At 70.6% G+C, this 26,333-nt stretch carries 25 protein-coding genes, 1 tRNA gene and 3 pseudogenes; 19 read left to right on the plus strand and 10 right to left on the minus strand.

Annotation, left to right across the window (positions count from 1 at the left end):
- Entirely contained in the window at nt 1-3,198 is a 3,198-nt protein-coding gene (locus ACZ7M2_RS05560; RefSeq protein ID WP_471594227.1) for an FG-GAP repeat domain-containing protein, read from the plus strand.
- A gap of 782 nt (nt 3,199-3,980) precedes the next feature.
- Nucleotides 3,981-4,604 carry a hypothetical protein gene (locus tag ACZ7M2_RS05565; RefSeq protein WP_471594228.1) on the plus strand — a complete coding sequence of 208 codons (624 nt, stop codon included), beginning with the start codon at nt 3,981-3,983 and terminating at the stop codon, nt 4,602-4,604.
- On the opposite strand, the gene ACZ7M2_RS05570 is transcribed toward ACZ7M2_RS05565, so the two are convergent.
- A complete protein-coding gene (locus ACZ7M2_RS05570) occupies nt 4,605-5,186 on the minus strand; it encodes an IS5 family transposase (protein ID WP_471594229.1) in 582 nt (193 codons plus the stop codon).
- Between the two features lie 397 nt (nt 5,187-5,583).
- On the opposite strand from ACZ7M2_RS05570, the gene ACZ7M2_RS05575 reads away from it, so the two are divergent.
- The 3 genes from ACZ7M2_RS05575 (at nt 5,584) to ACZ7M2_RS05585 (ending at nt 7,295) form a co-directional block, all read left to right on the plus strand.
- Nucleotides 5,584-5,877: a hypothetical protein gene (locus ACZ7M2_RS05575; protein WP_471594230.1), complete on the plus strand. Its 294-nt coding sequence runs from the start codon at nt 5,584-5,586 to the stop codon at nt 5,875-5,877.
- A 399-nt stretch (nt 5,878-6,276) separates the two neighbouring features.
- On the plus strand, nt 6,277-6,738 hold the full coding sequence (locus ACZ7M2_RS05580) for a hypothetical protein (RefSeq protein ID WP_471594231.1): 462 nt from the start codon (nt 6,277-6,279) through the stop codon (nt 6,736-6,738).
- Nucleotides 6,739-7,067: 329 nt separating this feature from the next.
- Entirely contained in the window at nt 7,068-7,295 is a 228-nt protein-coding gene (locus ACZ7M2_RS05585; RefSeq protein ID WP_471594232.1) for a hypothetical protein, read from the plus strand.
- 234 nt (nt 7,296-7,529) lie between these two features.
- Here the strand turns inward: ACZ7M2_RS05585 and ACZ7M2_RS05590 are convergent, their stop codons facing one another.
- The gene (locus ACZ7M2_RS05590) at nt 7,530-7,943 is read right to left on the minus strand and encodes a hypothetical protein (RefSeq protein ID WP_471594233.1); all 414 of its coding nucleotides are present in this window, start codon (nt 7,941-7,943) and stop codon (nt 7,530-7,532) included.
- Nucleotides 7,944-7,980: 37 nt separating this feature from the next.
- Here ACZ7M2_RS05590 and ACZ7M2_RS05595 point away from each other — a divergent pair.
- The 8 genes and pseudogenes from ACZ7M2_RS05595 to ACZ7M2_RS05630 form a co-directional block, all read left to right on the plus strand.
- Nucleotides 7,981-8,289: pseudogene (locus ACZ7M2_RS05595) on the plus strand (plasmid transfer protein); the annotation flags it as partial.
- A gap of 80 nt (nt 8,290-8,369) precedes the next feature.
- On the plus strand, nt 8,370-8,573 hold the full coding sequence (locus ACZ7M2_RS05600) for a hypothetical protein (protein ID WP_471594234.1): 204 nt from the start codon (nt 8,370-8,372) through the stop codon (nt 8,571-8,573).
- A gap of 45 nt (nt 8,574-8,618) precedes the next feature.
- Nucleotides 8,619-9,263 carry a DUF2637 domain-containing protein gene (locus tag ACZ7M2_RS05605; protein ID WP_471594525.1) on the plus strand — a complete coding sequence of 215 codons (645 nt, stop codon included), beginning with the start codon at nt 8,619-8,621 and terminating at the stop codon, nt 9,261-9,263.
- Between the two features lie 19 nt (nt 9,264-9,282).
- Nucleotides 9,283-9,474, plus strand: coding sequence for a mobile element transfer protein (locus tag ACZ7M2_RS05610; RefSeq protein WP_471594235.1), 192 nt, complete (start codon nt 9,283-9,285; stop codon nt 9,472-9,474).
- 190 nt (nt 9,475-9,664) lie between these two features.
- On the plus strand, nt 9,665-10,003 hold the full coding sequence (locus tag ACZ7M2_RS05615) for a SpdD-like protein (protein ID WP_471594236.1): 339 nt from the start codon (nt 9,665-9,667) through the stop codon (nt 10,001-10,003).
- A gap of 131 nt (nt 10,004-10,134) precedes the next feature.
- On the plus strand, nt 10,135-11,502 hold the full coding sequence (gene repSA / locus ACZ7M2_RS05620; RefSeq protein WP_471594237.1) for a replication initiator protein RepSA: 1,368 nt from the start codon (nt 10,135-10,137) through the stop codon (nt 11,500-11,502).
- Entirely contained in the window at nt 11,499-11,696 is a 198-nt protein-coding gene (locus ACZ7M2_RS05625; RefSeq protein WP_471594238.1) for a helix-turn-helix transcriptional regulator, read from the plus strand. The genes repSA and ACZ7M2_RS05625 overlap by 4 nt, the downstream gene beginning before the upstream one ends.
- Entirely contained in the window at nt 11,696-13,102 is a 1,407-nt protein-coding gene (locus tag ACZ7M2_RS05630; RefSeq protein WP_471594239.1) for a tyrosine-type recombinase/integrase, read from the plus strand. The genes ACZ7M2_RS05625 and ACZ7M2_RS05630 overlap by 1 nt, the downstream gene beginning before the upstream one ends.
- A gap of 175 nt (nt 13,103-13,277) precedes the next feature.
- Here the strand turns inward: ACZ7M2_RS05630 and ACZ7M2_RS05635 are convergent.
- Nucleotides 13,278-13,353 (minus strand) — tRNA-Arg (locus tag ACZ7M2_RS05635).
- A 310-nt stretch (nt 13,354-13,663) separates the two neighbouring features.
- On the opposite strand from ACZ7M2_RS05635, the gene ACZ7M2_RS05640 reads away from it, so the two are divergent.
- The 4 genes from ACZ7M2_RS05640 to ACZ7M2_RS05655 all read left to right on the plus strand — a co-directional run bounded on the left by ACZ7M2_RS05640 (nt 13,664) and on the right by ACZ7M2_RS05655 (nt 19,706).
- Nucleotides 13,664-15,271: a dynamin family protein gene (locus ACZ7M2_RS05640; RefSeq protein ID WP_471594240.1), complete on the plus strand. Its 1,608-nt coding sequence runs from the start codon at nt 13,664-13,666 to the stop codon at nt 15,269-15,271.
- The gene (locus ACZ7M2_RS05645) at nt 15,268-17,373 is read left to right on the plus strand and encodes a YfjP family GTPase (protein WP_471594241.1); all 2,106 of its coding nucleotides are present in this window, start codon (nt 15,268-15,270) and stop codon (nt 17,371-17,373) included. Before ACZ7M2_RS05640 ends, ACZ7M2_RS05645 begins: the two co-directional genes overlap by 4 nt.
- A 180-nt stretch (nt 17,374-17,553) precedes the next feature.
- Nucleotides 17,554-18,021 (plus strand): single-stranded DNA-binding protein, encoded by a 468-nt coding sequence (locus tag ACZ7M2_RS05650; RefSeq protein WP_471594242.1) that lies wholly within the window; start codon nt 17,554-17,556, stop codon nt 18,019-18,021.
- Nucleotides 18,022-18,296: 275 nt separating this feature from the next.
- The gene (locus ACZ7M2_RS05655) at nt 18,297-19,706 is read left to right on the plus strand and encodes a Cys-Gln thioester bond-forming surface protein (protein ID WP_471594243.1); all 1,410 of its coding nucleotides are present in this window, start codon (nt 18,297-18,299) and stop codon (nt 19,704-19,706) included.
- A gap of 122 nt (nt 19,707-19,828) precedes the next feature.
- Here ACZ7M2_RS05655 and ACZ7M2_RS05660 read toward each other — a convergent pair whose 3' ends face one another.
- The 4 genes from ACZ7M2_RS05660 to ACZ7M2_RS05675 form a co-directional block, all read right to left on the minus strand.
- A complete protein-coding gene (locus ACZ7M2_RS05660) occupies nt 19,829-20,461 on the minus strand; it encodes a sigma-70 family RNA polymerase sigma factor (RefSeq protein WP_060901944.1) in 633 nt (210 codons plus the stop codon).
- 120 nt (nt 20,462-20,581) lie between these two features.
- A complete protein-coding gene (locus ACZ7M2_RS05665; RefSeq protein WP_471594244.1) occupies nt 20,582-21,292 on the minus strand; it encodes a hypothetical protein in 711 nt (236 codons plus the stop codon).
- Nucleotides 21,293-21,539: 247 nt separating this feature from the next.
- Nucleotides 21,540-22,298, minus strand: coding sequence for a YcnI family copper-binding membrane protein (locus ACZ7M2_RS05670; protein WP_471594245.1), 759 nt, complete (start codon nt 22,296-22,298; stop codon nt 21,540-21,542).
- 30 nt (nt 22,299-22,328) lie between these two features.
- Nucleotides 22,329-22,916, minus strand: a complete 588-nt coding sequence (locus ACZ7M2_RS05675; protein WP_471594526.1) for a hypothetical protein — start codon at nt 22,914-22,916, stop codon at nt 22,329-22,331.
- Nucleotides 22,917-23,054: 138 nt separating this feature from the next.
- Here ACZ7M2_RS05675 and ACZ7M2_RS05680 point away from each other — a divergent pair.
- Both ACZ7M2_RS05680 and ACZ7M2_RS05685 read left to right on the plus strand, forming a co-directional pair.
- Nucleotides 23,055-23,939 (plus strand): annotated as a pseudogene (locus ACZ7M2_RS05680) (D-2-hydroxyacid dehydrogenase family protein); the annotation flags it as partial.
- Between the two features lie 250 nt (nt 23,940-24,189).
- Complete coding sequence (locus ACZ7M2_RS05685) at nt 24,190-24,474, plus strand: chaplin (RefSeq protein WP_471594246.1); 285 nt, start codon at nt 24,190-24,192, stop codon at nt 24,472-24,474.
- 135 nt (nt 24,475-24,609) lie between these two features.
- Here the strand turns inward: ACZ7M2_RS05685 and ACZ7M2_RS05690 are convergent, their stop codons facing one another.
- The 3 genes and pseudogenes from ACZ7M2_RS05690 to ACZ7M2_RS05700 all read right to left on the minus strand — a co-directional run.
- Complete coding sequence (locus ACZ7M2_RS05690; RefSeq protein WP_471594247.1) at nt 24,610-25,476, minus strand: tyrosinase family protein; 867 nt, start codon at nt 25,474-25,476, stop codon at nt 24,610-24,612.
- Complete coding sequence (locus ACZ7M2_RS05695; RefSeq protein WP_471594248.1) at nt 25,460-25,885, minus strand: tyrosinase family oxidase copper chaperone; 426 nt, start codon at nt 25,883-25,885, stop codon at nt 25,460-25,462. Before ACZ7M2_RS05695 ends, ACZ7M2_RS05690 begins: the two co-directional genes overlap by 17 nt.
- Nucleotides 25,886-25,939: 54 nt before the next feature.
- A pseudogene (locus tag ACZ7M2_RS05700) lies at nt 25,940-26,329 on the minus strand (hypothetical protein); the annotation flags it as partial.
- Between the last annotated feature and the right edge of the window lie 4 nt (nt 26,330-26,333).

Below are 26,333 nucleotides of genomic sequence, written 5' to 3' on the forward strand. Positions count from 1 at the left end.
GTGGGGGCACTGACCCGGACGTCGACTGAACCACTGCATGGAGGCCGCCGCCGCAGAGGTGGCGCGGGCCTCGCGGCCGGTGCGGCCGCCACGATTCTGGCGGTCGCGGGAACAGTCATCCCGCTCGCCGTGGCCGCGCCGCCCGCGCAGGCCGCCCAGGTGGCGACTGCGGCGGACTCGTCCCAGGAGGTCGTGATCCCGCCCGCCGACCGGGCCACACCCCGTGTGGACACCCCGCTGGCGGTGGGCAGCACCGGTTTTCTGCACCAGCAGGAGGGCCGGGACGGCTACACCTGGACTGACTTCGCGAGCGGCACCTCGACGCAGGTGCCCGGCCTGCAGACCTTGCCGGCCAATGCGCTCGTACGCCCCGTCGGCGCCGGAGGCGACCTGCTCGCCATCTCACCGAGCCCGGCCTGGGGCGCCGCCTGGTACTCCTTGCTCGATCCGCACACTGGTGAGCGCCGGGACGTGCGGCTCCCGGCGCGCTATACCTTCCGGGGGACCGTCGCGGGCAAGGTGCTGGCACTGGAGTCCGCGGCCAGCACCACCAGCTCCGCCGGAGTGCTCCTGGACCCGGGAGCCGACCCCGCGCAGCCGCTGCACATCACCGGCCTGCCCACGGGTGCCCAGCTGAACAGCCTCTCCCTGCAGCAGCAGGCCACGGACGACCGCGGCGCGGTGATCTCCTTCCGTCAGGACGGCGCGTACCGCTACGGCCTACTGGACCCCACGACCGCCGTGATCACCCCGCTCCCCGAGGCGATGAGCGGCGAGGGCCTGAACATCCTGCTGAGCGCCGATCGCATCGCCTGGTGGGGGCACGGCTACGCCAGCCTGCGCTGGCTGCCGCGAGGGGACTTCTCCTCCGGGACGCAGGAGTTCCCGCTCCCCGACGACGCGTACCCCCTGGTCCTGCTCGGCGACACCCTCCTGACCTCGGCCCCGGACACCACCTCGGGCACCACGCTCGGCCGGCGGCTGACCGCCCGGCCGCTCGACGGCGCGGAGCCGAGCACCGTACTCGACCATCTCGCGCTCGTATCGGACTCCCCGCCGCAGGCGGCGGACGGAAGCGCCCTGTTCGTCGGCGGTACCGGCAGCGGCGACTGGGCGGTGCACCGCTTCACCGCGCGCCCCGACGAGACACCGGCACACGAGGTGGCCCAGCCGCTGCCCCCGGTGACCGCCAAGCTCCTGGGACTGAGCCTGTACCGAGGCACCCTCGACCGGGTGGACAGCACCGAGGGCAAGATCTCGATCCACCAGCAGGACATCGGCACCGGGCCGGTCCCCGTCGCGGGAGCGGCCGAGCCCCTGCCCGTGGGCATGCCCTCGTCCACCGTGCGCTGCGCGACGGGTGAAGACTGCGTACGGATCGTGGAGGGCAACGGGTACGGGGCGTCCTTCCTCTCCGAGACGGGCGGGCGGACGTACCTGGAGACCCGGGTGGACCCCTACACCTCGCACATGCAGATGCAGCTGCCCGGCAGCGGCGGCCAGGTCCGGGACGCTTCCCCCTCGTACGTGGTGGTGGACGGCGGTTCCCCGAAGACCCAGTACCTGATCTACCCGGGCTACAACAAGGTGATCCGCAGCCGCCCGGTGCAGGCCGCGGCGCTCTGGTACTCCACCCTGTGGAGCGCGACCGCCGCCGGCCCCGGCACGCTGACCGCGGAGCGGCTGACCTCGGACGCCACCACGCCCGGCAAGCCCGTGCGCACCGTGCGGACCGGCGCCGCCTGCGTGCCCACCGAGCTGCAGGCGACCGCGCGATGGCTCTACTGGTCCTGCGCTGCCGATAAGCAGGCCGGGGTGTACGACCTGACGAACAACCGTGGTTTCGCCGTGCCGTCGGGCCCCGCCATGCTCGGCGACGGCTACGTGATCCGGCACGACCGTGCGGCGGGCGAGCTCAAGCTGACTGACTTCCACACCGGCAGCCCGCTCGCGGAGCGCTCCTTCGCCGCCCTCCCCGCCGGGACGCTCGCGGACGACCGCAGGATCACGTGGACCGTGGACAAGTACAGCGGTCACGTCGCCTACGTGGACGCCGACCGCCGCGTGCACGTGACGGCGGACGGCGTGCCGGACTCCGCCCCGGTCATGGGGGAGGAATACACCTCCGGGAGCGTCGCGCCGAGGACGACTTCGTCGTACTACTCGACCTGGACGGCCTCGTTCGAGCTGAGCCGCCCCGTGGACTCCTGGGAAGTGGACATCGCCCAGAAGGCGACCGGGCGCAGGGTGGCCACGCTGCGGGGCGGAGCCGTACGCGGTCGCGACGCCATCGGGGCCTCGTGGAACGGCAGGGAGTCGAACGGCGCTCTCCCCCCGAGTGGTACCTACACCTGGCAGCTGACCGCCCGCGTCGGCGGCGGGACCGCGCCGGTGCGGGTGGGAAGCGGCACCCTCCAGGTGATGTGCGGCGCCCTGCCGACCCACGTCTACGACTGCGACGGCTTCCCCGACATGGTGGCGGTCCGCAAGGACGGCCAGACCGACTCGTGGGAGGGGCACCCCCAGGGGCACTTCTACAACCGCAGCTACACCGCGGACTGGCCGACCTCCTCCACCCTGGTGCCGGTCGGCGACATCAACGGCGACGGGTACGCGGACATGCTGGTCCGCAACTCCGCCGGCGAGCTGCGGGCGTACTGGGGCATCGGGCAGGTGTACTTCGCCCGGGATACCAACAAGTCCACCGTCATCGGCAAGGGCTGGAACACGTACAACCTGCTGACCTCGTCCGGGGACCTCAACCGCGACGGCCGCTCCGACCTGTTGACCCGTGACCGGTCCGGAGCCCTGTGGTTCCACGCCGGCACTGGCAAGGGCACGTTCAAGTCTCGGGTGCGCATAGGCACCGGGCTGTCCGGCTACACGGCGCTGGTGGGAGTGGGCGACCTCAATGGCGACGGAACCGGAGACCTTCTGGGCCGGGACAAGGCCGGGAACCTCTACCGCTGGTACGGCAACGGAAAGGGCGGCTTCGGGGGGCGAGTGAAGATCGCCTCGGGCTTCAACACGTACAACGCCCTGGTCGGTGTCGGCGACCTGACCCAGGACGGGCGCAACGACCTCCTCACCCGCGATACCGCGGGCAACCTGTACCGCTGGGCGGGCAACGGCAGGGGCGGCTTCGGCGGACGTGTGAAGATCGGCAGCGGCTGGGGCGTCTACAAGGCGCTGTACTGACGGTCGGGAACAACAGCCTCCAGGCCTGCGCCTCCACCGGGAGCTGCAGGCCTGATGAGGGCGACCGCAATGCTGCGCGACACAGGGTGCGGTGAATGTCAGAGGGGTGCCCCCGTGTCCAGGGCACCCCCTGGCGGGTGCGTTCGCTGGAATGTGCGGAGATTGTGGGATTCGTACTCGTGGTGACATCGCTGCCACGACGGTTTTCAAGAGCGTCACTCTGGCCGCGTCCACACCGCATGTGACCTGCGCGAACGCCGTCCTAGTCGCTCTCGGCTGACCTCCTGGCCCACACATGGCCCACGGGGTCCGCCCATCGGGCATGACGGCATTCACCTGGAGGAGCGCCAGCGCCCATCCGTCGACAGGTTTGCAGACCGCGGGGCCCCTGCCGACATGCGCGATGGTCCCTGCAACGGAGCTGCACCCCACGCCTACCATGGCGGATTCCACAGCAGCCTCGACGAGCCCGCCCGCTCCGATGTAGCTCATTGGCTACTGCTTTGTAAGCCTGGGGATGAGGAGCTCCTGTAGGCGACAGCGCTTCACCGATGGTTCGGGCTTGAGCGAGGTCAGCAGTCCAAGGAGAAGAAGTTCTCCTGATGCGTAACTTCTGACGATCCGTCAACCTCGTCATACAGGGCCGCTAGACTGCTAGACCAATGCCAGTCAGCTAGGAGCTGTCCGGTCGATCACGTGGACGTAGAGGAAATTGGCGGGCCGGGGGTTGTTGGCCCCTGGTAAAACATGGATCGATGGGTATTCAGGAGCGTGACCGCAAGGTGTACCGGCCTCTGCGGCGGGCCGGCCTCGAGGTGATCCCCAACGCCGTGCCGGCGGGCACGATGCCGTTCGTCCGCGGATACGGTGCGGAGGACGTGGCCGGAGGCTTCTCGCACCGATACGACACCTCGCGGCTGGTCGAGCGGCTCAATGCGGACTGGTACGACCTGGCGGTCTCCTCGGGCCTTTTCGACCACCGGTGCGAGTTCCTCGTGCAGCTTCCGCAGGGCACCCGTTCACACCGCGCCGCCCTGCAGCGCCTGCACGGCTACCATGCACCGGCGCTCTGGACCCGGGTCCGGCTGCTGGATCGCTGGGACGTCATGGGCCGAGGCGCGGCATCGGCGTTCCTCGGCGTGCACTCGGGCCACCCGGGCTTCGCCATGATGGCCCTGGACGGCAGCGTGTACGTCTGCGCCTCGACGGGCGAGAGCGGCATCGATGTGCTCGTTGTGCGCCACCCGGACCGCTCGGAGAACATCCTGCGACACCTGGAGTGGATCACGCGTTACGACAGCCCCTATGCAAACCGCGAGGAAAAGCAGCGTGTCGCCGTCTGGCTCGCCAGCCGTGCAGGGGGCCTTTCGGGTCGCTTTGACGAGGTGGCCCCGGACGACGGCTGATCACGTGCGGAGCCAGATGACGAGGGCGGCCGCGGTGACGGTACCGAGGAAGACGTATCCGCGCTTGTCGTAACGGGTGGCGACGGCGCGGGAGTTCTTCAGCTTGTTGATGGCCCTCTCCACGGTGTTGCGCTTCTCGTACCGGTCCTCGTCGAAGCCCGGTGGCCGTCCGCCTCGCGATCCTTTCCGCAGGCGGCCGGCCTGACTGTCGGTCTTCTCCGGGATCGTGTGTCGGATGCCGCGCCGCCGCAGGTACTGACGGCAAGGGCCGTTGCTGTAGGCCTTGTCGGCCGCGACGCTGTCGGGCTTCTTGTGGGGTCTGCCCAGTCCAAGGCGGGGGACCCGGATCTTTTCCAGCACCGGAACGAACTGGGTGCAGTCGGCTCGCTGCCCGGGCGTGACGATCAGGGACAGCGGGCGACAGCGGCTGTCCGCGCTCAGGTGGACCTTGCTGGTGAAGCCGCCGCGCGAGCGGCCCAGGCCCTCGCCTCCCGCACCCGCTTTCGTACGGCCCGGTCTCGTTCCGCGCGATGAGACCTCGGGATGGCCGAGGCCGTGACCGGCGTGCTCCGGGCCGGTCACCCATATGCGCGCTGGTTGATCGGCTAGCTCAGGCTTTGCTCAGAAAGGGCGTGAAGGCTGGTGGTTCGCCAGGAGCGCTGACATGATCTCGACAACTGCCGGTCGGACAGCAAGCGCAGGGTCATCATCCTCACGCCGCATTGTGTCGGCTGGGCTGTCTCGGAGAGCTGATATGTCTTGCCGAACCCGTGCGGTGGTGAGCATCGCGTGTGCTGCTGTACTTCTGTCCGTCGCCGCGTGCACGACGGATCATTCGGACGCCAGTCGGCCCGCGCGGCCCCAGGACTCCGTGACGCCGGGCCCGGCAACGAACGGCAGCGTGCCCGGCACCACACAGCCTTCCCTGTTGAAGCCGCCGGAGTTGGACCCTGGGGCATCACTCGCCGGCCGCCAGAAGGTGACCACAGGGAACGCCAGCTTCCCCTACAGCAAGGGCAAGAAAGGTGACGCCCTCACCATCGCGGCGAGCTGCCAGGGCGAGGGGAAGATCACGGTGACGGTGCGGCCCGTGCAGGTCTCCTTCCCCCTGGAGTGTGGTGCTGACCAGGTCAGCACCGTCTCCAACGAGGTGGCATTGTCCGGGGTGGAGCGCAGTGGAGTCGTGTCCGTCGAGGCGTCCTCAGCCGTGCGTTGGGCGTTGACCGTAGGCCGTGGCGCACCAACAGAAGCAGACCCGACGGGTGCTGGCTGAGTTTGGCCACCGTGCCCGTAAGGCCGACGGAGTCTCCATGACTGAGTCAAGCTGGCGGGCGCCGTCCATCAGCGAGGACGGCGCCCGTGCTGGATGCCGGCTTCGAGATCTGGCCTCATCCTTATCAGGTCGATCACGGGGGACCGTCGACGTCGGCCAACCGGGCCTGCGCCTCGGCCGATCGTCCACTGAGGTCCGGCGTCGACCGCTGCTGTTCGTGATTGTTGGTGTCAGCCGCTGGTGTCAGCCGCCGCACGTGGTCTTGACAAGGGCTGCTCACTGCTGTCGATGGCCGTCAGCGTTGATCGTTGTCCGTCGCCTCCGAACGGCCCACAGACGGCCCCGGATGTGCACTGGCACGGTCGCCGGTTTGGAAGGCGCGATATACGGAAGGCTCCCGTGACATTGCTGTCAACCGGCGCCGTCAGCTTGGATGTCCATGTGGAATCTGTCGGCGACTGGCAACCTGTGCTGCGTATCGGTCACATCGGTGCGTATCTGGGCGTAACTCCGACCTCTTGGGTGGTTGGTCGTCCGGGCGAGCCGGCACAGAATGCCGATCAAGTGATTCCCTGGCTCTTGCCTGCGCTGGAGAAGCCCTATGCGCACGTGCAGGACTCGCCAGCCCAGGGGGCGCTGACAGCAAAAGGAACGCCGCTGTGGGATGAAGTAGTCCGGTGCGCGTTGCTCGAAGGCAGTGAGCATTGGGCGAACTGCGGACTGTCGTGGCTTGAGGAAGGTTATCCAGCTGTAGCCATGGGCGATGCTCTTCGGCAACTGAAGGATGCGCCAGGAAGGTCGCAGCCTCTGAGACACCGTGCTCTTCGCTTGTGGAAGGCGTCTCGGAGTCACCCGGCCTGACGTCCCGGTTCAGGCTGAGAGCCCAGATCAGCCTGCCGGAGTCGGCGGACTGCACCAGTTTGGAAGATCGCGTATGCGGATGCGGCCTGACCTGACGAGATGCTGACCTGCCCGCTCTCGGGTCACTCGCCAGCGCTCCCCGTTGTTCCCCGCTGGTCGCTGCTCGATCGGGCACGCAGAGGGCACATGCGCCCCTCTGTCGCGCTCTCGGCCGCCAGATGGGATCCCGCGCAGTCGACCCCACTGCGAGCTCACCCGGGCTGTGAGCGGCTCACACTGCCCCGTAGTCTCGGCTCCGACCACACGGCAAGGACGGGGGCGTTGACGCGATGGCGAAGAAGCCGGTACGTGCAGCGGTGGGAGATGTCTGGCTCAACTGCCAGGTCTGCCAAGGGGATCTGTTCCGGGAGCGGGGTGTCCTGCTGAACAGCACCGGTATGGAGTTCATGAAGTTGGCCTGGGCCGACGAGAACGCCACCGGCCTGATCTGCTGGCGGTGCGGCTATGTCCACCTGTTCGTCAACAAGGACATCAAGCTCTACCGAGCGGACAAGTAGCGGAAAGCGCGAAATCCAGTGGGGCTGACGTGAGTCGGTGACCCGGATGGCCGGCCGACCCGTACTTCGCTCGATGCGAACTATGGGCGGGGCGGTCGCTGAGGTCTGCCAGGCACGCCAGCCGAGTGCTTGGGTCTGGTGGCGGTCGGTCGTGGGTGCGGAGGTTGCAGTACTTCACTGCCGTACCGCAGCCCGGGGCAGCCTGCCTGGACAGGACAGTTTGACGGCCGGCACTCAGTCCCCTTCGGGCGAGCCATCGGACTTGTCCGTGCGCATGAGAATTCCGGGGCAGTCTGGATCGACTTCGCCCGTGTAGTGGTTTCGCCAGAAGTAGCGGCTGGTGCGCGGCAGCGGCACCTCCACAAGTCGGCCGTCGTGCATCATCCACAAGCCAAAGCAGTCATCTTCCTCGTCGTGGATCAGCACCTGCACAGAGTGCGGGGATGGCCAAGGCTGAGACTCCAGGTGTTCCAGGAGTCCGACCCAGCTGCTCCGTCGTATGAACTCAATGGCCCAGCCACCGAACATGCCATGCCCGATATCCGTGAATTGGCCACGCCACTTTCGGTTGGGGTCCGGCTGTGTCAACGGTTCCATGATCTCTTCTGCGCTGCTGGCCAACACGATGACCTCGGCGAATCTGCTCATGGCCGAGTATCGCCGGAGACATGGGAGGAACTGCAATCAAACCGCCCACCGCGTCAACGACGAATCCTCGGCGAACATGGCCTTCGGGGACATCTCCCCGGACGCCGTCCTCGCCGCCATCCAGATCCCCACCGACACCCCGGGCATCGCCGTCACCGGCGACTCCTCCGGCGGCTGGGCCCGCATCCGCGCCCCGCACACCTCGCTGCGCGAGGCCGTGAACCTCTGCAACAAGTACGCCGACCGCACCCCGGTCCTCCCCGCGTTGGCGCCCTTCCGGCCCGCGGTCGCCGCGCTGCCCTCGGACCGGGTGCCGCTCTCCAAGGCCGCTCCCGCTACGGCCTGACCCTCTCCGCTTGCCGGTCGGCGTGACCGTCTCGCGCCAGGTCCCTACCGCCTCCATGCCTGCTGAAGGGAGAGCAATTCATGTGCCCCGACTGCGAGGACTTCGCCCGTACCGTCCTGATGCTCGGCCAACTCGCCCTCTACGCCGACATGCTCGGCGCTGACGACAGCTTCATCGAGGCTGTGGGCCCGTCGCTGGCCGCCTCCCTGCCGGAGCCGCCGCCCGGCACGTTCCCGCCCGGCTACGACCCCACCGACGGCCCCGACTACCCCGGCGGCTCGTGATGGCCCACACCGCCCTCCGCGTGGACGCCGTCCTTCCAGGCCGTCATCGCCGGAGCCCTCTCCTTCGCCCACCTGCACGACCTCGCCGACGCGGCCGGACAGGACGGCTGGAAGGCGTGGGCCTACCCGATCTCGGTGGATCTCCTCCTGGTCGCCGCCTGGCGACGACTCCGCAGTGACGGTCCGTCCCGGCTGGCCTGGTGCTGGTTCCTGATCGCCCTCGTGGCCTCGCTCGGCGCCAACGTCGCCACCGCCGGGTTCCTCGACCTCGCCAATCCCCCGGCCTGGCTGCGCTTCGGCATCGCCGGATGGCCCGCCCTCGCCTTCCTCGGCGGCACCCTCCTCGCCCACTCCGCCGAAGACCGGACGCCGGTTCCGCCGGCACCCACACGCCCCGATCCGGCACCGGACATCCCCGAACCCCCGATGCCTGTCCCCATCCCGGAACCGGAGCCCGCCGAGATCCTCGCCGCCGAGGAAACCCCGGCTCTCCCCGCCGCCGACCCCGCCCCAGCCACCGCACCCGCCGTCCCAACTCCGCCCGTTCCCGCCGCGCTGGTCGACCACGCCCGGAAGGTCGCCAACGACCACCAGACCCGCACCGGCAGCCCGATCGACACCGACACCCTGCGCACCCGCCTCGGCGTCCCGCCCCAGCTCGCCGCCGCCATCGCCGCCCAACTCACCTGACCCGGAAGGACTGACCGCCATGCCCGCCCGCGACCACTTCCACTCCGTCATGCGGATCGGCCCCGTGCAGATCGGCACCCACCGCGACCGCCACGGCCACACCAAGCACGCCGCCGCGTGCACCAACGACCACTGCGGCTGGTCCGCCGACTACTCCAGCCAGACCGCCGCCCAGCTCGCCGCCCGCACCCACCGCTGCACCGCCCGCTAAGGAGCCCACCCCGTGCAGGTCCCGCTCTGCCGCCCTGATCATCGTCGGCTGGCTCGGCATCAAGCTCATCCGCCCGCCCTGGTGGCTCGTCGCCGTGCTCCTCCTCGGCGGCTGCCTCCTCGCCGACAGCCTGCTCGCCCCCGCCATCGACACCGCCGTCAAGTAACCGCCCGCGAAAGGAGAACCACCCATGTTCCGCCCCAAGGTCCCGACCATGCCCCAGCCGACCGGCCTGGTGACCCCGCCCGCCCTCATCGAGCCGACCGCCGCCATCCAGCACACCCCGCAGGCCCCCGCGCCCGCCCCGGTCGTCTCCCCGGCCCCGGCCCCGGTCCCGGCCCGGCCGACCGTGCAGCTCACCCCCGGCACCGTCGTCGCCCTCGTCGGCAGCGGCACCGCCGTGGCCCTGGTCGTCGGCGCTGTCCTGGTCTCGATGCTCCTCGCCGTCGCCATCACCGGCGCATCCGTCGCCATCTGCGCCCTGGTGATCCGCTGCTCGCTGATCGCCTCCGAGGGCAAGCGCCGCTGACCGGCCCCCGGGCGGCCCTGATACCGCCAAGCATCCGCCGCCCGGGAGCCCTGCCCCACTCCGAACCCGAAGATCCGGAAGGAACCCCCAGCATGGCCCACCGCGCCTCCCACGCGACACCGAGGGCGCCCATGCCTGACACGTTCATCGACCCGACCACCCTCGGGGACCTGCTCCGGGTGGCCTCGGCCTCCGACTACGACCGCTGGGAAGACCAGATCCGCCGCACCGGCGGCTGCTCCGACCCCATCCACCTCACCGGCTGGACGGTCACCAAGGACAAGACCACCGGAGAGACCCTGCACCACTACTCCACCGAGAACGAGCCGGGTGGACGCCTCCGCCTCGCCTGCGGCAACCGCCGCGCCTCTCGTTGCCCCTCCTGCGCCTGGACCTACGCGGGCGACACCTACCACCTGATCCGCGCCGGTCTGGCCGGTGACGACCGCCGTGACGTCCCCGCCACCGTCCGCGATCACCCGCGCGTCTTCGCCACTCTCACGGCTCCCTCGTTCGGCCCGGTCCACAACCGGCCCGACCAGGGCACCTGCCGCTGCGGCACCGCTCACGCATCCGACGCCCCGGACCTGGGCACCGCCCTCGACTCCGACACCTACGACTACGCGGGCGCCGTCCTCTTCAACAATCACGCCGGACAGCTGTGGCAGCGCTTCACCACCCGACTTCGCCGCGAACTCGCCGCCCGCGCAGGCATGCCCCGCCGCGAACTCGCCGAGCACCTTCGCGTCTCGTACGGCAAGGTCGCCGAGTTCCAGAAGCGCGGGGCCCTGCACTTCCACGCGGTCGTACGCCTCGACGGCCCGGAGGGGCCCGGGACTCCCCCGCCCGCCTGGGCCACGGTCGACCTCCTCACGGACGCGATACGCGCCGCCGCGGCGCACTCGTACACGTCGGTCTCGGTTCCGCCCGCCGGTGATCAGCCGACCCGGACGTTCCGCTGGGGCCGACAGCTCGACGTCCGGCCGGTGAAGGCGTTCGGTGACGGCTCCGACATCACCGAGCAGGCCGTTGCCTCGTACGTGGCCAAGTACGCGACCAAGGCCGCTGAGAACACCGGCACCCTGGACCGCCGTATCGGCGAACTCTCCGAACTCGACCGCCACCAGGTCCCGGACCACACCCGCCGGCTCATCACCGCGTGCCGAGACCTGGACGGCCTGTACCCGGACCGACGCCTCTGGGCCTGGGCGCACATGCTCGGCTTCCGCGGGCACTTCTCGTCCAAGTCGCGTAACTACTCGACGACCCTCGGCGCCCTCCGCCAGGAACGCGCCGACTACCGCGCCGCCCAGGAAGCATCGGTCCTCGGCCTCGACGACCGCGAGCCGGACACCGTCCTCGTCCTGGTCGACTGGCAGTACGCCGGCCACGGCCACACACCCGGTGAAGCCGCCCTCGCCGCGACCATTGCCCGCGATCTCCAGACCAACCGCGAGACCGCCCGCGAAGCCCTCCTGAGCGAAGGGAGCGCGACGTGACCACGGCCGTCCGAGCACGCATCATGCTCACCCTCGCGGAGGTCTGCGAGGAACTGAGCGTCTCACGCTCGACCTTCTACGACTGGCGGGCGAAGCGGCGTGCGCCGCGCTGCATCAAGCTCCCGAACGGTGACCTCAGGATTCGGCGGAGCGACCTCGACCACTGGCTCGACGACCGTGAGGACGCCGCCTGATGGAGACGACGTACGACGTGAAGATCTACAAGATCCTCACGTACAAAGGCGCCAGGAAAACCACCTACACGGTGCGTTGGGTCGTTGAGGGCAAGCGCTGGCGTGAGCCGTTCGACACGGTCGCGCTCGCCGAGGGCTTCCGCTCGCAACTCATCACAGCGACCGGCAAGGGCGAGGCGTTCGTCATCGCGACCGGTCTGCCGGTGTCTCATCGCTCCAAGTCGGCTGCCATGAGTTGGTACAAGTTCGCGGTCGAGTACGTGGACGCGCGCTGGGCCCAACTGGGCGGCAACAGCCGCAAGAACACCGCCAAGACCCTGACCGCGACCTCCATCGCACTCCTGCGCGTCACACCCACTCAGTTCGAACCCGCGCTGGTGCGTACCGCGTTGCGCGAGTGGGCGTTCAACACGAACCGACGCGGTGCGGCACCCCGGGACGTGGTGAGCATCCTCAGGTGGGTGGAGCGAAATTCGCTTCCCGTCTCGGCCTGGGAGGACCCGGACAAGGTCGACGAGGTCCTACGAGCAATCGACACGCGCCTCGACGGCAGGCAAGCCGCGGCCTGGTCCCGCAAGCGCAATCGCCGCATCCTCAACGTCGCCATGAAGCACGCGATCCGGCGGCGCATCCTGCGGACCAACCCCCTCCCCAAGGGGAAGGAGTCGACGGCTGTCACCAAGACCACCAACGCCGTGGACAAGCGGTCCTTGATGAACTCGGACCAGGCGGCGGCACTCCTCGACTGGATCCGGCGCCGGCCCCGTGGAGGAAAGCGGCTGCACGCCTTCTTCGCCACGCTGTACTACTGCGGTCCGCGACCGGAGGAAGCCATAGCCATGCGAGTGAAAGACGTGACGCTTCCCGGTCCCGATGCCGGGGACCAGTGGTGTGAACTGCTGATCCACACGGCGACCCCGGAGGTCGGCAAGCAGTGGACCGACACCGGGGAGATCCACGAGGAGCGTGACCTGAAGGGCCGTGCTGAGGGCGAGACACGCACTGTGCCAGGACATCCCGCCCTTACGCGCATCCTGCGGCAGCACATCGAGGACGAAAAGCTCAAGCCGGGGGAACTGCTGTTCCAGGGGGAGACCGGTGGCATTCTCGCGGGCTCCGTCATCCGCCGGGCGTGGCACGGGGCGCGCAAGGCTGTATTGCCCCCGCACGTCTTCGAGTCGCCCACGGGGAAGCGCGTGTACGACAACCGGCACACGCGCCTGATCAAGTGGCTCAACGACGGCGTCCCGCCCGCCCAGGCGGCGGAGTGGGCCGGGAACAGCGTCCCGGTGCTGCTGGCCACCTACGCGCGATGCGTCGCAGGGCAGTTGCCTGACTTGAAGAGGCGCCTCGAAGCCGCCGGGGATCTCCCCGAACTGCCCGACGACACGCCAGACGCCGACTGAGGCTCCGGCCGAGAACTTCGACACGTATTCGACACGGCCACCCGCGAAACCCCAGTGACAGCCGGACAGCCCCGGAACCCTCCCTTGATCGTCAGGAGGGTGCCCGGGGCTTCGCCGAGTCCAGCGGAACCCTCACTGACCAGCAAAAAGGCCCTCCCAAAGGGAGGGCTCTCAGTGGCGCCCCCGGCAGGACTCGAACCTGCGGCCAAGCGCTTAGAAGGCGCCTGCTCTATCCACTGAGCTACGGGGGCCAGGTGTGGTGGCCGGTTTCGTGGTGCCCGGGTGTGGGCCGATCCGTGACCTTGCCGGGGACAAGGATAGGGCTCCCGGGTCCTCGTCCCTGGCGCTTCGCCTCCGTGGCTCAATGTGGAGGTTCAGTGAAGCGGTCCTGATAATCGCAGGCAGGTACGAATCGTGCACCGCTTTTGGCGTCTCGCGCATCGGGTGTTGTGCACTCGTTATGCCTGCGCCCCAGTCGTCCCTTCCGCCCCGTGTGTCCTGTCGGCGCGCAGACATAGTTATATGCTTCAGAAAGCCTCCAAAATTGGGCATTCTTCGCATGTGGTGACCTTGGACGTACGGCCTCAGCTGCTCGACGCACTCTCCGCCCTGCGCGACCGTGTCGCCGCCGCACGCTTCCCGCTGCCCCTGGCTGGGGCTCCACGCGCGCGTGCCAACCGCGACGAACTGCTCGCACAACTAGACGACTACTTGGTGCCCCGGTTGAGGGAACCCGAAGCACCACTTCTCGCCGTGATCGGCGGGTCGACGGGAGCGGGGAAGTCCACTCTCGTCAACTCCCTCGTCGGACGTCGGGTCAGCGAGGCCGGCGTCTTGCGGCCGACGACCCGGACGCCGGTACTGGTGTGCCATCCGGAGGACCATCACTGGTTCAGTGGAATGCGGGTGCTGCCCGACCTCACGCGTGCGTGGGTGCCCCACCAGGAACCCGGCGACGACCTCCAGGCCCTCATGGAGCGCGGTGAACGGGTGCTGCGCATCGAAACCGCCGACACCCTCCCCCGGGGCCTCGCCCTGCTCGACGCGCCCGACATCGACTCCCTGGTCGCCGACAACCGCGTACTCGCCGCCGAACTGATCTGCGCTGCCGACATCTGGGTCATGGTGACCACGGCCGCGCGGTACGCCGACGCCGTGCCGTGGCATCTGCTGCGTACCGCCAAGGAGCACAAGGCGACCCTGGTGACCGTTCTCGACCGGGTGCCCCACCAGGTGGTGTCCGAGGTCTCGCGGCAGTACGGCGCCCTGCTCACCAAGGCGGGGCTCGGCGAGGTGCCCCGCTTCACCGTGCCGGAACTGCCCGAGTCCGCGTGGGGCGGCGGCCTGCTGCCCGCCACGGCCGTCGCGCCGCTGCGCACGTGGCTCGTCCACCAGACACAGGACCACGGAGCCCGACACGCGGCGATGGCCCGTACGGCCCAAGGAGTCCTCGACTCGCTCAAGGCCCGGATGCCTGAGCTCGCCGGTGCGGCCGCCGCGCAGTACGCGGCAGCGCTGCGGCTCACCGCCGCCGTCGACGGGGCGTACGACAGCGAGTACACGCGCGTGAAGGGGCGTCTGCAAACCGGTGCCGTGCTCTCCGGGGACGCGCTCAAGCGCTGGCGCGCCTACCCGCTCGACTGCACCGCGGGTGAACTGCTCGACTCGCTCGTCGAGAGCCTGGCCGCACTCCTGTTGTGCGCCGTCACGGCCGCCGACGAGCGAGTGGACGACGCCTGGCGGCGCGAACCGGCCGCGGGCGCTCCAGGGCTGACGGACCGAGATCCGGCGCTGGAGAGCGCCGAGCACCGGATCGGGATGTCCGTACGGCGCTGGCGGCGCGTCCTGGAGGAGTACGCCGAGGACGAGGTCGGCCGCCTCGACAAGAGCGTGGCACCGGACGCCGAGGTCGTCGCCGCGCTGGTGGCCACCGCGCTCCTGGGCGGCCACAGGGCACGCAACGCGGGCGAGGGGCTCGCCGAGCGGCTCGGCGCGCACGGCGCCCTGCGGCTGCGCGAGAGGGGCGGGCGCCTCCTTGCCGAGTACCTCGACAGGGCCCTGCACACCGAGCGCGAGCGCCGTCTCGCCCCGCTCGACGCCCTAGACGTACGCCCAGAGCCCCAGGCCGAACTCATCGCCGCGCTGTCCGTACTGCAGAAGGAGAGGTGACCGCGGTGACTGCCGTCACAGACCACACGGATCACGCCGACCACACCGGAGACGATTCCCCCGAAGACGGCACGTCCGGCCAGGGAAGTCCCGAAAACGGCCACCCTGAAGGCTCTCGTTCCGAGGCCGACTCCCCGAAGGCCTTCGCCACGGAAGCCGCGGACGGCGAGCCCGCCGCCGGGGAGGCCGCGATGGAGGCTCCCCTGGAGTCCGTGACGAAGGCGCAGCAGGAGGGGCAAGCCGAGGCGGAGACGGAGGCAGAGGACACCGAACGGGCCCAGGAGGTCGCCTTCGATGCCCCACTTGGCGGCACGCACACACGCGTGAAGGACGACACCGGGCACACGCGTGTGAAGTCCGACGACGCCTGCACCCGTGCCGAGTCGGAGACCGCCTGGGACGACGGGCTGATCGCCCGCCGCGTGTCCGAGACGACCACCGGCCAGGAGGCACAGGCCCCGTCCCTGGTCCTGGAGACCAAGTCCGCCGTACAGGCGCCGCCGCTCCCGCTCGCGTACGACGGACCCCTGAGGTCGCGCCTCGAAGCGCTCCGCGAGCTGGTGGGGCAGTCGCGCACCCGGCTGGACAGCGGGACGCTCGCCGAGGCGAGCCGGGTCCTCGACGAGGCGGCGGCGCGCCGCAAACTGTCTGGTGAGCACACGGTGGTCGCCATCGCCGGAGCCACCGGCAGCGGCAAGTCGCAGCTCTTCAACGCGCTCGCCGGGGTGGCCATTTCGGAGACGGGCGTGCGCAGGCCCACCACCGCGGCGCCCATCGCGTGCAGCTGGAGCGACGGCGCGGCGACCCTCATCGACCGGCTCGGCATCCCGGGACGGCTGCGCAGACGTCCACTGCAGAGCCCTGAGGCGGAGGCGCAACTGCGCGGCCTCGTCCTGGTGGACCTGCCCGACCACGACTCGGCAGCCGTCCAGCACCGCCAACAGGTGGACCGCATCCTGGCGCTCGTCGACGCAGTCATCTGGGTCGTCGACCCCGAGAAGTACGCGGACGCCATGCTCCACGAGCGGTATCTGCGGCCCATGGCGGGTCACGCGGAGGTCACCTTCGTGGTCCTCAACCAGGTGGACCGGCTGCCCGGCGAGGCCGCCGACCAGGTCCTCGACGATCTGCGCCGACTGCTCGACGAGGACGGGATCGCGCTGGGCGAGTACGGCGAACCGGGCGCGACCGTGATGGCGCTGTCCGCGCTCACCGGGGACGGCATCGGCGAACTGCGCGAGTCGCTCGGCCTGTTCCTGGCCGAGCGGGGCGCCGCCGCCCGTCGAATTTCGGCCGATCTGGACGCGGCCGCCACGCGACTGCGTCCCGTCTACTCGACCGGGCGGCGCACGGGGCTCAGCGAGGAGGCGCGCGACGAGTTCGCGGACCGGCTCGCGGACGCGGTGGGTGCCACGGCGGCCGGTCAGGCGGCCGAGCGCGCGTGGCGCCGCAACGCCAACCGCGCGTGCGGCACCCCCTGGCTGCGGCTGTGGCGCTGGGTCCAGGACCGGGGGGACTCGGCGACGGGCCGGCTGTCGGTACGGGCACCCGCGGACGAGGAGGCCACGGCCCGGCAGCGCGTCGAACAGGCGGTGCGTACGGTGGCGGACCGGGCGGCCCGCGGGCTGCCCGTGCCCTGGGCGCAGGCGGTGCGTGAGGCGGCCGTGCGCGGTGCGCAGGGGCTGCCGGAGGCGCTGGACGAGATGGCGACGCGCGCCACGACTCCGGTGGGGCGGCCGCCGCGGCCCGGCTGGTGGCCCGCCGCCGTGCTCGCGCAGGCCTCGATGACGATTCTTCAGATCATCGGCGGGCTGTGGCTGCTGGGGCAGATCATCGGGTTCATGGCGCCGAACCTCGGGGTGCCGGTGCTTCTGATGTTGGCGGGCATCATCGGCGGCCCGGCCGTCGAGTGGGGCAGCAGGATGGCGGCGCGCGGACCGGCCAGGCGGTACGGACTCGAAGCGGAACGGCGACTGCGCGAGGCCGCCGCCGGGTGCGGGAGGGCACGGGTACTCGATCCGGTGGCGGCGGAGCTGCTGCGGTATCGGGAGGTACGGGAGCAGTACGGGCGGGTCACGGGGGCGTCGGCGCCGGTCGGATGACGAGGAAACACTCCACGGGTTGAAGCCCATCCACCCCTTCGGGTGACGCGGTTGTCCACAACCGGCCGGTAGCACACAGGGCTCAGCGGGCCCGGCCCGACGAAGGCAGTCTGAACTCGCGGCGATCGCAGCGCATGCGCTCGCCGCGACAGACGCATTCGTACGGGAGAGGGGTCGGGCATGAACGAGACAATGGTGTGCGCGGTGGGGAACGTGGCGACGCAGCCGGTGTACCGGGAGTTGGCGAACGGCGCGTCGGCGAGGTTCCGCCTGGCGGTGACGGCGCGGTACTGGGACCGCGAGAAGAGCGCCTGGACGGACGGGCACACCAATTTCTTCACCGTGTGGGCGAACCGCGCGCTCGCCACCAACGTGGGCGCATCGCTGTCGGTGGGCGATCCCGTCATCGTGCAGGGCAGGTTGAAGGTGCGTACCGAGGTACGCGAAGGACAGAGCTGGACGTCGGCGGACATCGACGCGGTGGCCATCGGCCACGACCTCTCGCGCGGCACCTCGGCCTTCCGGCGCCCGAACAAGGAAGGGGACACGACCGCGTCCCCCCGGCCCGAGCCCAGCTGGGAGACGGAGCCGGAGAGTCGTTCCCTCGATGCCTCCCAACAGCAGCCTGAGCCCGTCGGAGTGACCTGACGTCAGGTATGGAATCGCCCTGGCCGGGCGAACCTGACCGAACTGCGGCTTATCGACAAATCCGTTCCGGACAGCCTCCATTGATTTGTCGATAAGCGCAGCTCACGGACTCGCCGACCGATAACGATTCCGATTCGGATCGGTTATCCGACGGCAGGACCGGGAAGTGCGGTGCGCCCACGTCCTTAGGATGCCGGGCATAGCTCACGGGGCTTCTGATTCTGCTGGCGGGACCGTCCCCCCATGTCAACGGGTCCTGCTCGAAGGGGAATTCTGTGTTTTCTTCGTTCTCTGCGTGGTCCGCGCGCAGGCGAGGGGCCGCTCGCCTCGCCGCCGCGACGTTGGTGTCGGGGCTCGTCGCCGCGGGGGCGCTGGCCACCGCCGGCGTGGCCGCCGCCGACGATGCCCCGCAGAGTGAGGGCGGCGCGACCGCGACGATCGGCGGTCTGAAGACGTACGGGGCCGCGGTGGTCCACGACAACGGCGTGGACCAGCAGGTGTCCGCCGGTCTGTTCGAGATGTCCGTCGACGGCGGCGGCATGCTGCAGACGTACTGCATCGACCTCCACAACCCGACCCAGCGGGACGCCCAGTACCGGGAGACCTCCTGGAGCGGCACCTCGCTGAACGGCAACAAGGACGCCGGCAAGATCCGCTGGATCCTGCAGCACTCCTACCCACAGGTGAACGACCTCGCGGCGCTGGCAGACATGGCCGGTGCGCACGGCCTCACCGAGCAGGACGCGGCGGCCGGCACCCAGGTGGCCATCTGGCGGTACTCGGACGGCGCCGACGTGGATGCGGTGGACCCGAAGGCGGAGAAGCTCGCCGACTACCTGCAGAAGAACGCGCGGAACGTGGCGGAGCCCAAGGCCTCGCTGACCCTCGACCCTCCCGCGGTCTCCGGTCACGCCGGCGAGAGGCTCGGCCCGATCACGGTGCACACCGACGCGGACAGCGTGACGGTGACGCCGCCCGCGGACGCCGCCGCCAGTGGGGTGAAGGTCGTCGGCAAGGACGGCAAGGCGATCACCTCGGCGACGAACGGCAGCCGGCTCTACTTCGACGTGCCGAAGGACGCCACGGACGGTTCGGCGGCGCTGACCGTGCAGGCGTCGACGACCGTGCCGGTCGGCCGGGCCTTCGCCTCGGGGACCCGCAGCCAGACACAGATCCTCGCGGGCTCCAGCGAGTCGACGGTCTCGGCGACGGCGACCGCGAACTGGGCGAAGGAAGGCGCGATACCGGCGCTGTCCGCCACGACGAACTGCGCCAAGGGCGGCGTGGACGTCACGGCGACCGTCACGGGCGACGCGCCGTTCACCTTCGAGCTGAAGGGGGCCGAGCACACCGTCGCCGCAGGCAAGTCGCTGACGGTGACGGTCCCGCTGCAGGAGGACCAGGCGTACGACTTCACGCTGACGGGTCCGAACGGTTTCGAGAAGCACTTCACCGGCATGCTCGACTGCAAGACACAGGGCAGCGCGAGCGACATCACGACCCAGACCGTCGGTGAGCCGAGCCCGGCCCTGGCGAGCGCCGACTCCACCGGGGGCACCAACCTCGCCGAGACCGGTGGCTCCGGCGCGACCCCGGTCATTGCGGGCATCGCCGTCGCCCTGCTCGTGATCGGCGGCGCGGCCGTGTTCCTCCTCCGCAAGAAGAAGGCACCGGCGCAGAACTGAGCCTTGTGGCACCGCACCTTGGCAACTCAACAGTGAGTGACCGCAGCACGGTGACTCCGTGAGTCGCGGCCCCGGCCCGCCCCCCAGGCGACCGGGGCCGCGCCCCTTTCCGGCCGCGCCCGTCAGGCCATGGCGCCGACCAGCTCGCGCCGCTCGGGCAGTCCACAGCGTTCGGCGTCGGACAACGAGGCGATCAGGGCGCTGCGGGCACGGGCCACGCGTGAGCGGACCGTACCTATGGGGCAGTCGCTCACCAGGGCCGCCTCCGCGTACGGCAGTCCGAGGAGCTGGGTCAGCACGAAGGCCTCGCGGCGCTCCTCGGGCAGTTCGGCCAGGAGTTCGTCAAGTGCGATGCCGTCGTCGAAGCCCGGCAGGCCGCGCGGCTGGGCGCGTTCGGCGGCGAGCTGCCAGTCGTCGGAGTCGGCCAGCCGGGGCCGGGCCGCCGCGGTGCGGAAGCTGTCGATCACGGCCCTGCGCGCGATGGCCAGCAGCCAGGTACGGGCCGAGGAGCGGCCCTCGAAGCGGTGCAGGCTGCCGAGGGCGCGCAGGAAGGTGTCCTGGGCCAGGTCGTCGGCGGTCTGCGGGTCCGCGCCCAGATAGGTGACGTAACGGCGTACGTCACGGTGCAGGGCGCGCACGAACTGGTCGACGGCGTCGGGGTCACCGGCACGGGCGGCCAGCGCCCAGGCCGTCAGCGAGGCGTCACGTGAGGTGGGCAGGGCAGGAGTGGTCACCTGGTGTCCTTCTCGGGTCATCCGGGATCCGGACCCGGCGCGCGAGGGCGGCCCGAGGGTCCGGTGAGCGAAACCGGCCGCACGAGGGCGTACGGCCGAGGCCCGGGGCGCACAGGGGCGGCCTCGGGGAACCGGCTGTCTTCAGACGACAGCGGTCCCGGCGGGCGGACCTCGAGAAGTGATCGCGTGGACGAGAAGGAGCCGGCGCGGCACGCGGGCGGAGCGGTCGCGGCGGACGCGCGGACGCGGGCGGCTCACCGGCGCGGGCAGTGCGAGCGGCAGCCGCAGCGGGGCTGCCAGCAGGCCGGCGAGGGCCCGCAGGACACGGAAGACGGCGCGCTCTCCGTGCGCGAGCCAGAGGCCGCAGAGCAGGGCGGCCAGCAGGTGGGCGGCGAGCATCCCGAGCGAGGACGACGTCCCGTCCGCCGCGTGCCCCAGGTGGTCCATGGCGCCCATGTCCATGGCGTCCATGCGGGTCGAGTCCATGGGCACGGAGTCCGGGGACATGGAACCCATGGACATGGGACCCGTGGGCATGGAGTTCATGTCGTGGCCGGTGAAGACCGAGGCCGCCGCGCCCCACACTCCAAGGGATCCCGACGACTGCGCGAGCGAGAACACCGAGTGGAGTGCCGCCTGCGCCGCGACCACGGCGGACACGATCAGGGGCAGTCCGCGTTCCCGGCCGGCCAGACACCAGCCCGCGCCACCGATCACCGCGCCCGAGGCGCCCAACGCCCACCAGGGCACCGTGCCGCCGGACATCATCACGTGCCCCAGGGCGGCGAGCAGCACACAGACGACCGCGAACACCGCGGCCCGTACCGTGCGAGAACACCACCCAGCAGTCATGGCGGGCTCATCCTCGCATCCGGGCAACAGGCTTCATGGGAGGGTACGGAAATTTCTCACCCCCCACTCATGCGCGGGCTCAACTCGCGCCGGACGCGCGGTGTTCACGAACGGGCTGGTGAGGGATTCCGTCCCGCCGACAGAGGAGGAGGTCGGCGGGACGGCAACCGCTCAGCGGAGGTCATCGGCCGGTGAGAGCCGATGGGAACCGGTGAGACCCGGCGAGAACCGGTGAGAGGCCGCTCGCCTACTCTGAGCGGGCACCCCGGCCGCGCGCGAGGGCGTAGCCGGCCGCGGCCAGGCCGAGGACGCCCACGACCAGTCCGGCGATGCCCAGGCCACGGGCCGTGGAGTCACTGCTCGACGTCGAGTCGGCCGCGGCGGCCGGCGTCGAGCTCGACGACGAGGACGGGGCGGAGCCCGACGCCGAGTCCGAGGTCCCGTCGGAACCCGTCTCCGCGTCCTCGGCGGTCAGGGTGAGCACCGGCGCCGGGTTCTCCGGCTCTTCCGCGCCCTTCTTCTCCTCCTCGATCCAGCGGACGACGTTGCCGTCCGAGTAGGTCTGCAGGGTCTTGAAGCTCAACTGATCGGTGTCGTCCGGCAGTTGGCCGAAGGCGACGTTGAAGTCCTGGTACTGGCCGTGCCGGATCCGGCCGCCGGTCCAGGTGATCTCCGAGACGGCCTCGGTGATGGTGCCGTCGTCGGTCTTGACGGGGGTCTTGAGCTTCGTGGTCGTCACCTGCGCCGTCCAGCCCTCCTGAGGGGTGACGAGCACACCGAGGACCGGGTGGTCCGTCGGCAGGAAGACCTGCACCTTCGTGGTGCTCGCGGTGTCCTCCTCGTTGGGGACGCGGAAGGTGAGAACACCGTCCGTGGCTCCCTTGGCGTAGGTCTCGGGGTGGACCGTCACATGCGCGAAGGCGGCGCCCGCGGCGGCCAGGACACCGGCGGTGGTGAGGGCGGCGACAAGGCCGGCGCGGCGCAGGGTGGTGCGAATCGGGGACATCAGGGGAACTCCGTACTGGTGGGGATGCGGTCAGGGCGTGTACGCGAGCCCTGCCGGCGGTCCCCGACGGGAGACGGCGTGGCGCAGCAGCAGTTGCCGAAGCGGCCGGGGTTCCCGCGCGGTCCGGCGTACGACGGCCGGCCGGGTCGGTACGGCGGACCACCCCGCGCGCACCCGCCACCAGGCGGCGAGCCCCGGTACGAGCGCCGCGGCGCGCCGCAGCAGGGACCAGAACGCGGCTTCACCGCGCCGCAGCCACCAGGTCGCGAGGAGGGCGGCCACCACGTGGGCGGCGGTGGCGTGCGATGTCATGGCGTGCCCTGCTGGGTTCGCCATGTGCGCGCCGTGCATGTCCATCGCCATCCGCGGGCCGGCCGCCTCGAAGGCGAGGTGCAGCCCGGCCTGGGCGGCCAGCATGCCGCCGCCGATCCCGACGAGTGAGCGTTCGCGTCCGCCCAGCAGCCAGCCGGCCGAGAAGACGGCGAGGAGCCCGGCGCTGTCCGCCCACAGCGGCGGGGCCTGACCGGTGGCGAGCCCGTGCCCCCCGGCGGCCAGCAGCACGCACAGCACGGCGAACACCGCCGCGCGCAGGCTCCGTACCTCTGGGGACGCACTCATGGAGCCCAGATACTGCCATGGCGGGCGAACGGCCGTCGCGGCTTCCGGAGCAGCCGCTTCCTCCGAGGCCGCCCCGGAGCGTCGAAACGCCGCTCGGGTAGGGTCCGTTCGAACCAGAGAGGACGGGAGGAAACTGACATGCCACTTCGCTGTGCCGTGCTCGACGACTATCAAGGCGTGGCGACCGAGGTCGCCGACTGGTCGCCGGTGGCGGACGACGTGGAGGTCGTCGGTTTCCGGGAGCACTTCGGCGACGAGGACGCGCTGGCCGCCGCACTCGCGGACTTCGACATCGTCGTCACGCTGCGGGAGCGGGTGCCCTTCCCCGCGTCGCTGCTGGCCCGGTTGCCCCGGCTGAGGCTGTTGATCGCCTCCGGGATGCGCAACACGGTGATCGACTACGCGGCCGCGGAGGCGCGGGGCGTGACCGTGTGCGGCACCCCGAGTGCCTCGACGCCGCCGGTGGAGCTGACCTGGGCGCTGCTGCTGGGGCTTGCACGGGGTCTCGTCGCGGAGAACGACGCGTTGCGGTCGGGCGGCCCCTGGCAGAGCACGGTGGGCGCCGATCTGCACGGTCGGCGGCTCGGCCTGCTGGGGCTGGGGAAGATCGGCGGCCGGGTGGCGCAGGTGGGTCTCGCGTTCGGGATGCGGGTCGGCGCGTGGAGCCGGCACCTCACCAAGGAGCGCGCCGAAGAGGTCGGGGTGGAACTGGCCGCCTCCAAGGAGGAGTTGCTCGCGAGCAGCGACTTCGTCTCCGTGCACCTCGCGCTCGGGGAGCGCACCCGTGGTCTGATCGGCGCCGCCGAGCTGGCCCTCCTCAAGCCGACCGCCTACCTCGTCAACACCTCCCGCGCGGCGATCGTCGACCAGGACGCGCTGCTCGCCGCGCTGCGCGAGGGCCGGATCGCCGGAGCGGGCGTGGATGTGTTCGACATCGAGCCGCTCCCGGCCGACCATCCGATGCGCTCGGCCCCGCGCCTCCTCGCCACCCCGCATCTCGGGTACGTGTCGCGGGCCAACTACGAGGCGTACTACGGCGGGGCGGTCGAGGACATCCGGGCCTTCCTGGCGGGCGCCCCCGTACGCCGCCTCGGCTGAGCCTCGCGGCCGGGCCGGACCGGGCCGGGCAAAGGCGCACCGCGAGCCGTGGCGAAAGCCCTGTTCGTAGAGGGTGATCCCCCGGTGAACGCCGTGACCAGCCGTGGTCGGGCGCGTTGAAGGTGAGTGCGGTCGCGTCCGAGCAGCCGCACTCACCGAGTCAAAGGAGAACGTGATGTCTCGCATCGCGAAGGCAGCCGGTGTCGCTCTCGGCACGGGGGCCGTGGTGCTCAGCGGGGCCGGTCTGGCCATGGCGGACGCCGGCGCTCAGAGTGCCGCCGTCGGCTCGCCCGGTGTCCTGTCGGGCAACCTCATCCAGGTCCCGGTCCACGTGCCGGTCAACGTGTGCGGCGACACCGTCGACATCGCCGGACTGCTCAACCCGACCTTCGGCAGCGCCTGCGCCAACGTCAGCGACCACGACAGTGGTAACCCCGGCTCGGGCGGCTACGGCAAGTGACACGCCCTCAGCGGTCGTAGGTCGACAGCCGACGCAGGCGGGCGAGAGGCCCCTGGCAGTGGTCACTGCCGGGGGCCTCGCCACAGCCTCGACGCGTACTGGTATCACTACGCGCATATATCTACGCGTACATCTCTACACGTACCGGTAGATCCCGCTGTGATCCTCCAGCTTGTCCGGTGTCACGCCCCACGGCGGCATCTTCTCGTGCCGCGCGACGATCCTTCCGTGCTGCGAGTCGCCGGGACCCGGCGGCCGGGCGGGCAGATAGCGGGCGCCGCGATGCCGCTGCTGCCAGCGGGACCACTGCAGGTCCACGAAGGCGTGGTGCAGCCAGAACACGGGGTCGTTGACGGAGGCGCCGCCGAGCATGGCCCCGCCCACCCAGCGGTGCACGCGGTTGTGGTTGCGCCAGGACGCGGCACCGGACCCGCTCCCCCAGCCTTCGAGCCTGTTGCGGAATCCCTTGGAGGAGGTGGAGTTCCAGGGGGACGTGTCGTAGACGGGGTCCGCGAGCGCCGAGTCCAGCTCGCGGCGGGTGGGCAGTTCGATCGGGTTGCCGGGGCGGCCGAAGTCGCGGGTGAGGTACTCGCCGTCGGTCACCCCCTCCGTGATGGCCCACTTCCCGTTCGCGTAGGCGAAGGGCCCGGTCGTGACCTGGCGGTCGGAGCGCCGCCCGTTGCCGCCGAGCAGGTCCTTGGTCCACGGCGCGGAGGTCGGCGTCCGGTCCCGCGTCCAGTCCCAGTACGGCACGCTCACCCCGGAGTCCACGCGGCGCAGCGCCCGTTCCAGTTCGAGCAGGAACTGCCGGTGCCAGGGCAGGAAGGAGGGCGCCATGTGGGCCGCGCGCAGTCCGCTGTCGCCGTCCGCGACGTAGTACTTGATGTGCATCCGCACGAACTCGTCGTACTCGCCCCGGCGTTTGACCTCCAGCATCGCGGCGACGAAGCGGCGTCGCTCGGCGGCCGTCAGTGTGCTGACGTCCTTACGCGTGTACGCCATGGTGGGGGCTCCCCTCCGCTTCCGTGTCGCGCAGCTGCTCCGAGGGGCCCAGTTCGTCGACGGCCGCGCGCGCGGCCGCGAGCGCGGTCGGGTACGACTGGTAGTGGTCCAGCATGCTCAGGTAGCTGCCGTCCGCGCGGCGCATCAGGTGCAGCGGGCGGCCGTCCACGGTGACCTGCCACTGACCGCCGCCGGTTCCGGCCCGGACGCCGTTGCCGGTCCTCGCGCCGATCAGGTGGCGGCCGTGGTACATCTCGTCGAACGTGAGGTCCTCGGGGCGGGGTGGCCGCGCGGGCAGCGAGGCCGCGACGACCGGGGCCAGCGCCACGACGGCGGCCGACACCAGCAGGCCGTGCAGCACGCCCCGCCGGGTCACCGGAACTCCGCTCGACACTCTGCCGACGAACATGTTCTCTCCTCAAACGGATGCGGTGACGGTGATGATGACGCGTCTTCAGGAGGGGTCCGAGGACAGCCCGGGTGCCAGCGTGGGCAGAGTGACCGCGGGCGCCTCGACCCCGAGGTGCTCGAAGCCGTGCCCGAAGAGGTGTGGAAGAGGCGCCTCGAAGTCCGCCCCGGGCAGTCCGGCGCCGACCGGCAGCTGCGGAACGGCCCGCTCCGGAAGCATCCGTCCCTCGACATGCCGGGCACCCGCGGGTCCGCCCGGCATGGGCACCGGCAACTCCCCGGCGATCTTGGGCGTCTGCGGGTCGAGGGCACGCTTCGCACCGTCCAGAGGCACGCGGACGGGGACCGTTTCGGCCGCGACGGCCGGAGTCGCGGCGGCGGCGCCCATCACTGCCACGACGCCCATGACGACGGCGGCAAGAGTTCCTCGAGTGGTCGGCTTCATCTCA

The organism is Streptomyces sp. NPDC111507 (assembly GCF_055638955.1).